The 14209-nt window shown below is 71.4% G+C and carries 11 protein-coding genes; 6 read left to right on the top strand and 5 right to left on the bottom strand.

The features are described from left to right. Window positions 1-89: 89 nt before the first annotated feature. Window positions 90-2546, top strand: a complete 2457-nt coding sequence (locus ACFRFC_RS29245; RefSeq protein ID WP_382692473.1) for a DNA topoisomerase (ATP-hydrolyzing) subunit A — start codon at window positions 90-92, stop codon at window positions 2544-2546. A 160-nt stretch (window positions 2547-2706) separates the two neighbouring features. Here the strand turns inward: ACFRFC_RS29245 and ACFRFC_RS29240 are convergent, their stop codons facing one another. Then, entirely contained in the window at window positions 2707-3897 is a 1191-nt protein-coding gene (locus ACFRFC_RS29240; RefSeq protein ID WP_382692472.1) for a CobW family GTP-binding protein, read from the bottom strand. 317 nt (window positions 3898-4214) lie between these two features. Between ACFRFC_RS29240 and ACFRFC_RS29235 the strand changes: the two genes are divergently transcribed. After that, window positions 4215-4766: a DUF6082 family protein gene (locus ACFRFC_RS29235; RefSeq protein WP_382692471.1), complete on the top strand. Its 552-nt coding sequence runs from the start codon at window positions 4215-4217 to the stop codon at window positions 4764-4766. A gap of 91 nt (window positions 4767-4857) precedes the next feature. On the opposite strand, the gene ACFRFC_RS29230 is transcribed toward ACFRFC_RS29235, so the two are convergent. Both ACFRFC_RS29230 and ACFRFC_RS29225 read right to left on the bottom strand, forming a co-directional pair. Then, entirely contained in the window at window positions 4858-5097 is a 240-nt protein-coding gene (locus ACFRFC_RS29230) for a hypothetical protein (RefSeq protein ID WP_382692470.1), read from the bottom strand. A 259-nt stretch (window positions 5098-5356) separates the two neighbouring features. Next, window positions 5357-6529 (bottom strand): citrate synthase/methylcitrate synthase, encoded by a 1173-nt coding sequence (locus ACFRFC_RS29225; protein ID WP_382692469.1) that lies wholly within the window; start codon window positions 6527-6529, stop codon window positions 5357-5359. Window positions 6530-6628: 99 nt separating this feature from the next. On the opposite strand from ACFRFC_RS29225, the gene ACFRFC_RS29220 reads away from it, so the two are divergent. The 4 genes from ACFRFC_RS29220 (at window position 6629) to ACFRFC_RS29205 (ending at window position 11920) form a co-directional block, all read left to right on the top strand. After that, window positions 6629-7885, top strand: coding sequence for a citrate/2-methylcitrate synthase (locus tag ACFRFC_RS29220; RefSeq protein ID WP_382692468.1), 1257 nt, complete (start codon window positions 6629-6631; stop codon window positions 7883-7885). A 52-nt stretch (window positions 7886-7937) separates the two neighbouring features. Next, window positions 7938-8870 (top strand): sucrase ferredoxin, encoded by a 933-nt coding sequence (locus ACFRFC_RS29215; protein WP_382692467.1) that lies wholly within the window; start codon window positions 7938-7940, stop codon window positions 8868-8870. A 639-nt stretch (window positions 8871-9509) separates the two neighbouring features. After that, a complete protein-coding gene (locus ACFRFC_RS29210; protein ID WP_382692466.1) occupies window positions 9510-11243 on the top strand; it encodes an ATP-binding protein in 1734 nt (577 codons plus the stop codon). Continuing rightward, complete coding sequence (locus ACFRFC_RS29205; protein WP_382692465.1) at window positions 11240-11920, top strand: response regulator; 681 nt, start codon at window positions 11240-11242, stop codon at window positions 11918-11920. The genes ACFRFC_RS29210 and ACFRFC_RS29205 overlap by 4 nt, the downstream gene beginning before the upstream one ends. Before the next feature lie 106 nt (window positions 11921-12026). On the opposite strand, the gene ACFRFC_RS29200 is transcribed toward ACFRFC_RS29205, so the two are convergent. Together ACFRFC_RS29200 and ACFRFC_RS29195 are read right to left on the bottom strand one after the other, a co-directional pair. Then, on the bottom strand, window positions 12027-13619 hold the full coding sequence (locus tag ACFRFC_RS29200; protein WP_382692464.1) for a cation acetate symporter: 1593 nt from the start codon (window positions 13617-13619) through the stop codon (window positions 12027-12029). Further along, complete coding sequence (locus tag ACFRFC_RS29195) at window positions 13616-14176, bottom strand: DUF485 domain-containing protein (RefSeq protein WP_382692463.1); 561 nt, start codon at window positions 14174-14176, stop codon at window positions 13616-13618. The genes ACFRFC_RS29200 and ACFRFC_RS29195 overlap by 4 nt, the downstream gene beginning before the upstream one ends. Between the last annotated feature and the right edge of the window lie 33 nt (window positions 14177-14209).

Below are 14209 nucleotides of genomic sequence, written 5' to 3'. Positions count from 1 at the left end.
ACGGACGGGCAGGCCCCGCCCGTCCGTCCGGCCGACACCGGCTTCGGCGCCCCACAGGCGAGCGACCAGAAAAGAGGAGCCAGGCAGCGATGGCCCGCCGCAGTACGAAGACCCCACCGCCGGACGACTCGTACGAGGAGCGCATCCTCGACATCGACGTCGTCGACGAGATGCGGGGCTCCTTCCTGGAGTACGCCTACTCGGTCATCTACTCCCGTGCCCTGCCCGACGCCCGCGACGGACTCAAGCCGGTCCACCGCCGCATCGTCTACCAGATGAACGAGATGGGGTTGCGCCCCGAGCGCGGCTACGTCAAGTGCGCGCGGGTCGTCGGCGAGGTCATGGGCAAGCTCCACCCGCACGGCGACTCGTCGATCTACGACGCGCTGGTGCGGATGGCGCAGCCGTTCTCCATGCGCGTGCCGCTGGTCGACGGACACGGCAACTTCGGCTCGCTGGGCAACGACGACCCGCCGGCCGCCATGCGCTACACCGAGTGCCGGATGGCCGCCGCGAGCAGCCTGATGACCGAGTCCATCGACGAGGACACGGTCGACTTCGCGCCCAACTACGACGGCCAGGAGCAGGAGCCGGTCGCCCTCCCGGCGGCCTTCCCGAACCTGCTGGTCAACGGCGCGTCCGGGATCGCGGTCGGCATGGCCACGAACATGCCGCCGCACAACCTGTCCGAGGTCATCGCCGCGGCCCGCCATCTGATCCGGCACCCCAGCGCGGACCTGGACACGCTCATGAGGCACGTCCCGGGCCCGGATCTGCCGACGGGCGGCCGGATCGTCGGCCTGTCCGGCATCCGCGACGCCTACGAGACCGGCCGGGGCACGTTCAAGATCCGTGCGACGGTCGCGGTGGAGGCGGTCACCGCCCGCCGCAAGGGCCTGATCGTCACCGAGCTGCCCTTCAGCGTCGGCCCGGAGAAGGTGATCGCCAAGATCAAGGATCTGGTGGGCTCGAAGAAGCTCCAGGGCATCGCCGACGTCAAGGACCTCACCGACCGGGCGCACGGCCTGCGCCTGGTCATCGAGATCAAGAACGGCTTCGTGCCCGAGGCGGTCCTGGAGCAGCTCTACAAGCTGACGCCCATGGAGGAGTCCTTCGGCATCAACAACGTGGCGCTGGTCGACGGCCAGCCGCTCACGCTGGGCCTGAAGGAACTGCTGGAGGTTTACCTCGACCATCGCTTCGACGTGGTGCGGCGGCGCTCGGAGTTCCGCCGCACCAAGCGGCGCGACCGGCTGCATCTGGTCGAGGGCCTGCTGGTCGCCCTGGTGGACATCGACGAGGTGATCCGCCTGATCCGCTCCAGCGACAACTCCGCGCAGGCCAAGGAGCGCCTCATCGAGCGCTTCTCGCTGAGCGAGGTGCAGACGCAGTACATCCTCGACACGCCGCTGCGCCGGCTGACCAGGTTCGACCGGATCGAGCTGGAGTCGGAGCAGGAGCGGCTCAACGCGGAGATCGCGGAGCTGACCCGGATCCTGGAGTCCGACGCCGAGCTGCGCAAGCTGGTCTCCGCCGAACTGGCCACGGTCGCCAAGAAGTTCGGCACCGAGCGGCGTACGGTCCTGCTGGAGGCGTCCGGGGCGACGGCCGCCACGGTGCCGCTCCAGGTCGCGGACGACCCGTGCCGGGTGCTGCTGTCCTCGACGGGACTGCTGGCCCGTACGGCGAACGGCGAGCCGTTCGAGACGGACGAGGACGCCAGACGCGCCAGGCACGACGTGATCGTGTCGGCGGTACCGGCCACCGCGCGGGGCGAGATCGGCGCGGTCACCTCGACGGGCCGCCTGCTGCGGATCAATGTGGTCGACCTGCCGCAGCTGCCGGACACCATGTCGTCGCCGAACCTCGCGGGCGGCGCCCCGCTGACGGAGTTCGTGCCCCTGGAGGACGGCGAGACGCTGATCTGCCTGACCACGCTCGACGAATCCTCGCCGGGCCTGGCGATCGGCACCGAGCAGGGCATCGTCAAGCGCGTGGTGCCCGACTATCCGACCAACAAGGACGAGCTGGAGGTCATCACCCTCAAGGACGGCGACCGGATCGTCGGCGCGGTCGAGCTGCGTACGGGCGAGGAGGACCTGGTCTTCATCACCGACGACGCCCAGTTGCTGCGCTACCAGGCGTCCCAGGTGCGTCCGCAGGGCAGACCGGCGGGCGGCATGGCGGGCATCAAGCTGGTGGACGGCGCGAAGGTCATCTCCTTCACGGCCGTCGACCCGGCCGCCGAGGCGGTGGTCTTCACCGTCGCGGGCTCGCGCGGCACGCTCGACGACTCGGTCCAGACGACGGCCAAGCTGACCCCGTTCGACCAGTACCCGCGCAAGGGCCGCGCCACGGGCGGCGTGCGCTGCCAGCGGTTCCTCAAGGGCGAGGACTGTCTCTCGCTGGCCTGGGCGGGCGCCACCCCCGCGCGGGCGGCCCAGAAGAACGGCACACCGGCCGAACTCCCGGAGATGGACCCGCGCCGCGACGGCTCGGGCGTGTCGCTGGCCAAGACGGTGGCGGTGGTGGCGGGGCCGGTGTAGACGCGGTCGGCGGGGGGCGGGCTGGGCATCCGGGGCTGGTGGAATCAGCGGGGTGGTTGCTTGCCCGCCCGGCGGAACTGGCGGGGGTTGGCTCCGCCGGGCATGGCGGGTTCTTCCTGGCCTGGCGGATGCTTCCTGGCCTGGCGGATGCTTCTGCGCCCTACTCCGGCTCGGCCCCGTCCTCCGCCAGGTCGCGCACGTAGCGCAGGACGCCCCACATGCCGTGTTCGTCGGCGTGCGGGGCGTCGCTCGTGGACGCCTCCAGCTCCTTGCCGAGCGCGGCGGGGTCGATGCCGGAGCCGATGAGGACGAGCTGGGTACGACGGGGCTCGCGCGCGGGCCAGCGCTCCGGGTAGAAGCGCAGGAAGGGCCCGACGGCGTGCACGGCGTAACGGTTGCGCTGATCGTGCGGGCCGAAATCGACGTACCCCTTGATCCGGTAGAGCCCCTCGGGGCGGCTGTCGAGGAAGGCCATCAGCCGCCGTGGGTCCATCGGCGTGTCGGAGGCGAAGGAGAGGGTGTCGTAGGCGGCGTGCAGGTGGGGGGCGTGCGCGTGGGTCGCGTGCGGGTCGCGCTCGTCGTGGCCGGTTTCGTCACCATGGCTGCCAGGTGAGTCACCGTCCTCATGGCGGTCTTCGGCGCCAGGGCGGCCGAGCGAGTCATCATCCGCACGGCCGGTCTCCGTGCCGCGATCACCATGGTCGTACAGATCATCGAACGACAGCTGTCCGATCCGCTCCTCGCTCGGCCGGCAGTCGAAGAGGAACTCGGGGTCGATACGGCCGTGGCGCGCGGGGACGACGGCCGCGCGGTCGGTGAGAGTGCGGACGAGGGCCAGGACGCGATCGGCGTCGGTGACCCGGTCGAGTTTGTTGACGACGATCAGGTCGGCGAGGGCGAGATGCCGGTCGATCTCGGGATGCCTGGCGCGCGTGGCGTCGAACTCGGCGGCGTCGACGACCTCGACCAGCCCGCCGTACACAACGTCCGGATGCTCGCTCGCGAGCACCATCCGTACGAGTTCCTGCGGCTCGGCGAGCCCGCTGGCCTCGATGACGATGACGTCGATACCGGCGGACGGGTCGGCGAGCCGCTCCAGATAGAGGTCGAGTTCCCCGGCGTCGACCGCGCAGCACAGACAGCCGTTGCCGAGCGAGACGGTGGAGTCGCCGAGCGCGCCGGCGACGGCCATGGCGTCGATCTCGATCGACCCGAAGTCGTTGACGATCGCGCCGATCCGGCTGCCGCCGCTGTGGTGGAGCAGATGGTTGAGCAGCGTCGTCTTCCCGGAGCCCAGGAATCCGGCGAGGACGACGACCGGGATCTGCCGCGGACTCGGACTGTGGCGCACCGTGCGACCTCTCTCACGCCTGTGGCGCACTGGCTCACGGCCGTGCCCGCCACGCTGGATGGAATGCCGCCCCAGGATACGAGCAGCCCGAAACGCGCCGATGTGAACGATTGTTAGCGCCATGCCGGGGGCAGACGTCTGTCAAGGTGCCGGTTCGTGCGACCCTCGCTTCCTTCTGTGCGCCTTTTCTCCGCCTCCCCGCCGACCGGAGCCGCTCGGCACCCTGGGAGACGGCAGCGCCGCCCTCCGCTCGCCGGTCCCTTGTCGTCGACCCGCATCCGACGACCGGCGGGCGGCCGCCTGAATCGGGGGTTGACATGGCAACACGGAGTTTCGGGGCACGCGCGCTGGGCGTGGTCGCCGCGGCCAGTCTCACGACCGGTGTCCTGATCGCGCGGGCCGCCCAGCGCCGCACACTGCAATCACTGCACGCCCGTCTGGAACATCTGGAGGAGCAGGCTCCGACTCCCTCGCACGCCAATCTGGCGCGACAGCAGCACCAGCACTGGGAACTGCTGAGCAAGGCGATCGACGACCCCGAACTGGCCGAGGTCCTCGACCACTACGACGTGTCCCTCTCCCCGAAGCAGCGCCGTCAGTACCTGTTCGCCAACGCCCTGTACACCAATCTGCTCTTCTACTACCGCATCGGCAACCTGTCCAAGGAGGAGTTCTTCCAGCACGTCAGAGGCATGCTTCAGAACCCGGTCGTCCGCGAGTACTGGAAGGCGGGCCGGCAGCAGCGCGCGAGCATCACCGACACCGACGAGGCCGAACTCGGGCAGATCGTCGACGACTTGCTGCGGGCTCTGGACGACGCGGACGAGGAGTGGTGGGTGGTGGGGATGCCGCCGGGCGAGGAGGGGTAGCCGGCGCGCGGACGTGCCACGGGAAAGGCGCCGGGCCACGCAGGGGGTGGGATTCCTGCCGGGCCGACGCCTTGTGTTGCGGCGGGTGGTCTCAGGCGTCGGGGATGTCCGCCTTCGCCTTCACCAGGGTCTCCCGGGTGATCACCACGATGCGTTCGTAGTCCGCGCGGCCGGCGTCCGCCGGCAGTTGTGAGTCCAGCGAGTCAGTGACATCTGTACCGATGACGGCGAAATTTCCGTCTGCCAGTTCGAAGATGTCGGGGCAGGTGGCCCCATTGGTGCTGCCCCTCAGGCGCGGAGAAACGCCCAGGCGGCGGATGATCTGACTCACTGGTGAATTCCTGTTCTCAAGGCCCGTATCAAGGGACAAAAGCACGCCCTCCCACGCTGCCGCGCGGTGCGCGTGGGCATCCTTGCAGCTCGGGAACCCGACCTCAACAATCCTCGGCCGTCTCGATGGTCACGTCTTTTCTCCGCCGTCACATTCCCACCGCCAGGCCCACGTGCCACGCCCCCACCAGCACGCCCCCGGCACCACATCCGCACCGTCACACCTGCGGCGGCACACCCCCACCAGCCCGCCCGCGGCGTCACGCCCCCGGCGGGACCGGCACCGCAACCGGTGCCTCCGGTCCCACATACCGCGCCACCGGTCGGATGATTTTCGAGTCCCGTGCCTGTTCCAGGATGTTGGCGCTCCAGCCGACCATCCGCGCGGCGGCGAAGGTCGGGGTGAACATCTCCCTGGGCAACCCGCAGAGCTCCATGACCACACCCGCGTAGAACTCCACATTGGTGTGCAACTCACGCCCCGGCTTCAGCTCCGCCAGGATCGCCTCGACCCGCCGCTCCACCTCGACGGCGAACTCCACCCGCGGCCCGCCGAAGCTCCGCGCGATCTCCCGGAGCATCCGGGACCGGGGGTCCTCCGTGCGGTAGACGGCGTGCCCGAAGCCCATGATGCGTTCCCCGGCGAGCACCCGTTCGCGGATCCAGGGATCGATGCGGTCGGGTGTGCCGATGACGTCGAGCGTGTCCAGGGCGCGGCTGGGCGCTCCGCCGTGCAGCGGGCCGGACAGGGCACCCACGGCTCCGACGAGACACGCGGCGGCATCGGCGCCGGTGGAGGCGATGACCCGGGCGGTGAAGGTTGACGCATTGAATCCGTGGTCAATGGTTGAGATCAAGTATTGCTCGACCGCCCGCGCCCGCCGCCTGTCCGGCACGCTCCCGGTCACCATGTACAGGTAGTTGGCCGCGTACGACAGATCCTCCCGTGGCTCGACGGGATCAAGTCCCCGGCCCAGTCGGTACAGCGCCGCCAGCAGCGTGGGTACGGCAGCCGCCGCGACGACGGTGTCCGCGCGGCGCCGCTCCGCGTCGATGTCGTACGCCGGACGGAACCCCTGCGCCGCGCCCAGCAGGGACAGCGCGGTCCGCATCCCGGCGAGGGGGCCCGAATCCCGGCCGGCCGCGGCGATGGCGGGGAGCACGGCGGCCACCTCGTCCGGCAGCCGCCGCCGCGCTGCCGTCTCGGCGGCGAAGGCGGCGCTCCGCGCGGTGTCAGGCAGTTCGCCGTGGACGAGGAGATGCCAGACGTCCTCGAAGCTGCGGGTGCGCGCGAGATCGACGGCCGAGTACTGCCGGTAGTGGTAGAAGCCTTCGCGCCCTCGTACGTCCCCGATCTCGGTGTCGGCGACGACGACACCGGCGAGCCCCCTGGGCGCCTCGACAAGGGTGACGGCGGACCTGTTGACGGACATGATGACCTCCCTGAACTTGATTCGACTGTCCATGATTGACTCAATCTCTGTCAATATTGATTGAATCAACATTCATCCGCTGCGGCTACGGTGACGCCCATGCCCGATCAAGAACCCGGCTCCAGCCACCCCGAACGGCGCCTGAGCACCAAAGAGGCCGCCGAACTGCTCGGCGTGAAGCCCGAGACCGTCTACGCGTACGTCAGCCGCGGCCAGCTCGGCAGCCGCCGCGTCCCGGGCGGCCGGGGCAGCACCTTCGACGCGAGCGAGGTCGAAGCGCTGGCAAGGCGCAACAGACGGGAGAGCGCCGGAAGTCCGGCGTCGGGCGGCGAGCTGTCGGTACGGACCCGGATCACCCTGATCGAGAAGGACCGGTACTACTTCCGGGGCGTCGACGCGGTCGAACTGGCCGCGCGCCACTCCTACGAGGAGATCGCCGAGTGGCTGTGGACCGGGCGGCTGAACCCCGGGATCACGTTCACCGCGCCCGACGCCTCGGTAGAGATCGCCCGCCGCGCGGTCAACGCTTTGCCGGAGCACACGGACCCGACCGACCGGCTCCGGGTCGCCGCCATCGCCGCCGCGACGGCGGACCCGCTCCGGTTCGACCTGTCGGAGGACGCCGTCCTCGGCACCGCGCGGACCCTCATCCCAACCCTGGTGGGCGCCCTGCCGCCGGTGCTGTACGCCCCCCAGGAGGGCGGCCCCCTCGCCCACCGGCTGTGGGGCAGGCTGACCCCGCGCGAGGCCGACGAGGCATCGCTGGACGTCCTGGACACCGCGCTCGGTCTGCTGGTCGACCATGACCTCGCCGCCTCGACCCTCGCGGTGCGGGTCGCCGCCTCGGCCCGCGCGCACGCCTACGCGGCCGTCTCGGCGGGCCTGGGCGTACTGGAAGGCCCCTTGCACGGCGCGGCGAGCGGGCTCGCCCACCGGCTGATCGAGCAGGTGCTCGAACAGGGAGACGCGGGCCCCGTGATCGCGGGCGAGTTGCGGGCGGGTCGCCGTATCCCCGGCCTCGGCCACCGGCTCTACCCGGGCGAGGACCCCCGCGCGCGTGCCCTCTTCGCACGCCTCGCGGAACTCCCCCACGCCGAGCCCGCGCTCGCCGCCGCCCGCGACATCGTGGACACCACCGCGCGCCACACCACGCTGCACGCCAACGTCGACCTGGCGCTCGCGGCACTGACGGTGTCCTGCGGCATGCCCGCCAACGCGGGCGAGACCGTCTTCGCCGTCGCACGCACCGCCGGCTGGATCGCGCACGCCCTGGAGGAGTACACCGAGCGCCCTTTGCGGATGCGACCAGAGGGTCAGTACGTGGGCCGTCGACCACCCCAGCCACTGCCGGAGTAACCGCATCTCGGCCGGAAGTCGCCTTTGACAAAGTCAGGTTAGGCTCACCTCTGTGAGTGCGTGCGCGACCGTCTCCCGGGACCTCGACGAGCCCGTCTCCGGCACCGCGGCCACGGCGAGAACGTGGCTGCTGCTGGAGCAACCGGGCCCCTGGGGCGCCCGCGCGCTCACCGCCAGCCACCTGGACCCGGCCCTGGGACGCGCGCTGGAGGCCGCCACCGAGGGCACGGGCGTACGCGTCGCGCTCATCCGGCGCCCCGGTCGCCACGCCGACTGCGGCACCGCAACGAAACGCCAGGTGTACGCCGCCCACACGGTGCCGGGCGGCGTATGGCTGCGCAGCGCCACCACGACCGACCCGCGCCGGCTCCTCGACCTCGACTTCGCCGCGCTCGGCCGGGGCGACCATCGCACCTTCGACACCGCGCTCCGGGGACGGCCGCACGAGGGCGACCCGCTCGCCCTCGTCTGCACCAACGGCAAGCGCGACCGCTGCTGCGCGCTGCTCGGCCGCCCGCTCGCCACCGAACTGACCGTCTCCGGCGTCCCGGGCGTCTGGGAGGTCACCCATCTGGGTGGCCACCGCTTCTCGCCGACGGTGCTGATCCTGCCGTACGGCTACGCCTACGGCCGCGCGGAGGCCCACACGATCAAGGAGGTCCTCCAGGGCGCCCAGGAGGACCGGGTGGTCGTGGAGGGCTGCCGGGGCCGCTCGGCCTGGGAACGGCCCGGCCAGGCCGCCGAACTGGCCGTACGGACCGCCACGCGCGAGTACGCGGCAGACGCGCTGACCGTCGTCGCCACCACCGGCGCCGCGCCCCGCTGGGACGTCACCGTCGCCCACCAGAACGGCCGCCTCTGGCGCGTCGTGGTCGCCCAGGGCGCGTCCCTCCCACCCCGCGAGGAAAGCTGCGGCGCGTCGGCCCTGGGCGCACCGGCCCGCATGGACGTGGTGTCGGTACGCGAACTGGGGCGACGGCACTGACGGGGTGACCTCCACCGGGCCCTCGGGGCGGCTGGGGCGCCTTGAGGACGCAGGGTGTGGGGTCCAGGGCCGCGGTCCGGGGTCCGGGCCGGGTCCGGCGAGGTCGTCGCCCTGGCGGCACGATGCCGTCCAGCCGGTGTCCCGCGCGGCGGGGACTGCCGTACGAGGACTCCACCGCGCGGGATCCCCCAGGACACGGACTCCGCGCGGCGAACGTTCCAGGCCCCGGACTCCTCGTGGCAGGCACCCCCACCGCACGGCACAAACACCACACAAGTCAGGCCGCGCTCGCCGCACCTCCCAGTGGGGACGCCCCGCGCTGTGCGCAGTAGCCGGGCCACGCCCGCGCGCGACTCCCCTCCAGGCCGGCCTGCGGGCGACCCGTCCCGTCCTTAGCCGAGCCACGCCCGCGCGGGACCCCCGTTCCACCCCCTTTACGGCGTGTCGCCCACTCCCCCCGCCCAAGCCGCACCACACACCACGCACCCCCACCCCACAAGCCCCACCCACAGCGCACCCCCACCCCCAGACACCCACATCCCCTCCCGCCCCACATCCACCCCCTCCGCCCCACCTCCACCCCACAGACGTGGCCCACGCCCTACACCCCCTCCCAAATCGCGACGTACCGTCATGGCCATGAGCCCCACTCCCCCCGCCCGTCGCCTGCGCCTGGGAATCCCGCGCCGGGTGTTCTCACAGGTGCTGCTGATGCAGGTGGCGATCGCCGCGGGGGTCGCGGTGCTCGCGACCGGGCTGTTCCTCGCCCCGCTCAGCGACCAGCTGGACGACCAGGCGATGCGCCGCGCCCTGGCGATCGCCCAGACCACCGCCACCCAGCCGCAGCTCGCCGACGAGATCCTGAGCACGCCCCCGACGGCCGACGGCCCCGTGCAGCAGGAGGCGGAGCGGATCCGGAGGGCGACCAAGGCGGAGTACGTCGTGGTGATGGACCGGCGAGGTGTGCGCTGGTCGCACACGGACCCCGCGGAGATCGGCCACGTCGTGTCGACGGACCCCAGCGAGGCGCTGGCGGGCCAGGAGGTCATGGAGATCGACGAGGGCACCCTGGGCCGCTCCGCGCGCGGCAAGGTGCCGCTGAGGGACGAGAACGGCACGATCGTGGGCGCGGTGTCGGTCGGGATCGCGTACGACAGCGTGCGGGCGCGGCTGATCCACGCGATCCCGGGGCTGCTCGCCTACGCGGGCGGCGCTCTGGCGGTCGGTGCGCTGGCCGCCTGGCTGATCTCCCGCCGGGTCCAGCGGCAGACCCGTGACCTGGCCTTCTCGGACATCTCGGGACTGCTGGCGGAACGCGAGGCGATGCTGCACGGCATCCGTGAGGGCGTGGTCGCCCTGGACCGCTCGGGCCGTATCCGGCTCCTCAACGACGAGGCGCAACGGCTGCTCGGCATCGGCGACGAGGCCGTCGGCCGCACCCCGGACGAGGCGCTCGGCACGAGCCGCACGGCCGACGTCCTGGCCGGCCGGGTGACCGGAACCGATCTCCTCACCGTCCGTGGCCGGCGGGTCCTGGTCACCAACCGCATGCCCACGGACGACGGCGGCGCGGTCACCACCCTGCGCGACCGCACCGAACTGGAGCAACTCGGCCGGGAACTCGACTCCACGCGCGGCCTGATCGACGCCCTGCGCGCCCAGGACCATGAGCACGCCAACCGTATGCACACCATGCTCGGGCTGCTCGAACTGGAGATGTACGAGGACGCCATGGAGTTCATCAGCGAGGTGGTCGGCGGCCATAGGGCCACCTCGGAGCAGGTGACCGAGAAGGTACGGGACCCCCTGCTGTCGGCGCTGCTGGTCGGCAAGGCCACGGTCGCCGCCGAACGCGGCGTCGCCCTCGGCATCTCGGACCGCACCGCGCTCCCGGACCGGCTGATCGACCCGAGGGGCCTGGTGACCATCGTCGGCAACCTGGTGGACAACGCCCTGGACGCCACGGCGGGCACACCGCACGCGCGCGTGGAGGTCGAATTGGTCACCGAGGGCCGTGCGGTCGTTCTCACGGTCCGCGACTCGGGTCCGGGAATTCCCGAGGAGCGCCGGGAGTTGATCTTCAAGGAGGGCTGGTCGACCAAGCAGCCGCCCGCCCACCGTGAACGCGGCATCGGTCTGTCCGTGGTCCGCCGGCTGGCGGAGCGGCAGGGCGGCACCGCGACCGTCACGGAGGCGGACGGCGGCGGCGCGCAGTTCACGGTCGTTCTGCCCGAGGCCCTGGACGAGCCCGAGGAGACCGTCACCACCGCGCCGGGCACCGCCCACAGCCCCGTGCCGGCCACCGCCCGGACGGACGTACCGGTCGCCACCCGGACCGCCGTACCGGTGGCCGCCGAGAAGGAGTCGCGATGATCGAGGTCCTGGTCGTGGACGACGACATCAGGGTCGCGCGGGTCAATGCCGCGTACGTCGGGAAGGTGCCCGGCTTCCAGGTGGTCGGCGAGGCCCACAGCGCGGCCGAGGCCCTGCGCCAGATGGAGGCCCGTCCACGGCTCGATCTGGTCCTCCTGGACCACTACCTCCCCGACGACACCGGCCTCGCGGTGGTGCGCGAGATGCGCCGCCGCGGCCACCGGACCGACGTGATCATGGTGACGGCGGCGCGGGACGTATCCACGGTCCAGGAGGCCATGCGGCACGGCGCGCTCCAGTACCTGGTCAAACCGTTCGCCTTCGCGGGCCTGCGCGCCAAACTGGAGGCGTACGCGGAGCTGCGCCGCACCCTCGATGGCGGCGGCGAGGCCGAACAGGCCCAGGTCGACCGCATCTTCGGCGCCCTCTCCGCGACCTCGGAACCCGACCTCCCCAAAGGCCACTCCCCCACCACCGCCGAACTGGTCCGCCAGTCCCTCCTCGCCGCCGAAGGCCCCCTCTCCGCCCAGGAGATCGCCGAACGCACCGGCGTCAGCCGCCAGACCGCCCAGCGCTATCTGAAGCTCCTGGAACGCACCGGACGCGCCACCCTGACCCTCAAATACGGCGACGCGGGCCGCCCCGAACACCGCTACGCCTGGGCAACTCGCGGTTGACCCTCATAGGCCCCCCGCGACCGTGCCCGCCCTCCGCCCCCACACCGGGCCGTACGGCGACAAACACAAGCTTCATCGCCTACGAGGGTGAGGGCCCCGTCCGTCGCTACGCCGCGCCTGCTCCCGTCAGTGACCGCACCTCGGTCTCCGCGTGCTTGGCGGCGTCCGGCTCCTCGCGGGAGGTGACCGTGCCGAGCCAGCCCGCGAGAAAGCCCAGCGGGATGGAGACAAGGCCGGGGTTCTCCAGCGGGAAGTACTGAAAGTCGACACCGGGAAACAGCGAGGCCGGGCCGCCCGACACCACCGGCGACAGCAGCACGAGCACCATGGCCGGGATCAGCCCGCCGTACACCGACCAGACCGCTCCACGGGTGGTGAAGCCGGGCCAGAACAGCGAGTACATCAGCACCGGCAGATTCGCCGACGCCGCCACGGCGAAGGCGAGCCCCACGAGAAACGCGACGTTGAGGTCGCGGGCGAGCAGCCCGAGCCCGATCGCGACGATCCCGATCCCGGCCGCCGCCACCCGGGCCACGGCGACCTCACTGCGCGGCTCGGCCCGTCCGCGCCGCAGCGACGCGTACAGGTCGTGGGCCACGGACGCCGACGACGCCAGGGTGATACCGGCGACGACCGCGAGGATCGTGGCGAAGGCGATGGCGGCGACGACCGCGAAGAGAACCGTTCCTCCCATGGAGCCCGCACCGCCGCCCAGATCGAGCGCCAGCAGCGGCACCGCCGTGTTCCCCGCTGCGTTGGAGTCGCGCACCTCGCTGGACCCCACGATGGCCGCCGCCCCGAACCCGAGGACGATCGTCATCAGGTAGAAGCCGCCGATCAGCCCGATCGACCACACCACCGACCGCCGGGCAGCCCGCGCGGTGGGCACCGTGTAGAACCGGGACAGGATGTGCGGCAGCCCGGCCGTGCCCAGCACCAGCGCGAGCCCGAGGCTGATGAAGTCGAACCGCGCGGTCCAGTCCCCGCCGTACTTCAGTCCCGGCGCCAGAAAGGCGTCACCGTGTCCGCTGCGCTCGGCCGCGGTGCGCAGCAACTGGTCGAAGTCCCCGTGGAAGCGCACCAGCACGAGCACCGTCATGGCGATGGCCCCGCCCATGAGCAGCACCGCTTTCACGATCTGAATCCACGTAGTGGCCCGCATCCCTCCCCACGACACATAGATCACCATCAGCGCGCCCACGGCGACGACCGTCCAGGACCGCGCCGCCTCGCCTGTCCCGCCCAGCAGCAGCGCGACCAGGCTGCCCGCACCCACCATCTGCGCCACCAGATAGAGAACGGACACCGTGACCGAGGAAGTTCCCGCCGCGATCCGCACCGGCCGCTCCCGCATCCGCGCGGCCACCACGTCGGCGAGCGTGAACCTCCCGCAATTCCGCACCAGTTCGGCGACCAGGAACAGCACCAGCAGCCACGCCACCAGGAAGCCCACCGAGTACAGCAGCCCGTCGTAGCCGAACAGCGCGATCAGGCCGGAGATGCCGAGGAAGGACGCGGCGGACATGTAGTCACCCGCGATGGCGAAACCATTCTCCATGGGTGAGAACAGCCGCCCGCCCGCATAGAACTCCTCCGCCGAACCCCGCCGGTTACGGCTCACCCACGTCGTGATCCCCAGCGTCACCGCCACGAAGACACTGAACAGAATCAGGGCGAGCGTCTGATGGTCGTCCGTCACAGCACACCGCCCCGGACACTTCGCGTCAGCTCCTGTGTGTCCCAGCGCAGTTCGAGCGCGGCACGGTCCCGGCGCAGCCTGGCATGGCGGGCGTAGGCCCAGGTGAGCAGGAAGGTCGTCAGGAACTGACCCAGCCCGGCCACCATCGCCACGTTCACGGCCCCCACCACCGGTCGGGCCATCAGCCCCGGCGCCGCCGTCGCCATCACCACGTACGCCACGTACCAGGCGAGAAACCCGATCACCGCCGGCACCACGAACCTTCGGTACCTGCTGCGTACCTCACGGAAAGCCTCGCTGCGCTGGACCTCCAGATACACCTCGGCGGCTTCCGCCGCCCCGTCCCCGCCGTCCCGCCGCGCCGCCGGAACGGACGGCGCCGTCGGCATGCCGGTCCCCGCCTCGCCCCACCCCGAGGCAAGCGCGTCGTACCAGGGATCGGTGTATCCCGCCGTCCCGGACGTCTCGGTGAACGTAGTTTCCGCGTCCTGGTGGCTCTGCTCCGGGCTCCCATGACCGTCCCCGCCCATGAGGGGACGGCCCTTGCTTGAATGCATGCCCAAGGATGGACAGAACGGGAAGATCCCCCG

Origin of the sequence: Streptomyces sp. NPDC056734 (genome assembly GCF_042790455.1) — a bacterium.
GTDB lineage: Bacteria > Actinomycetota > Actinomycetes > Streptomycetales > Streptomycetaceae > Streptomyces.
Note: the sequence above shows the minus strand (reverse complement) of the source record. Positions and strands in the feature narration are given on the sequence as shown.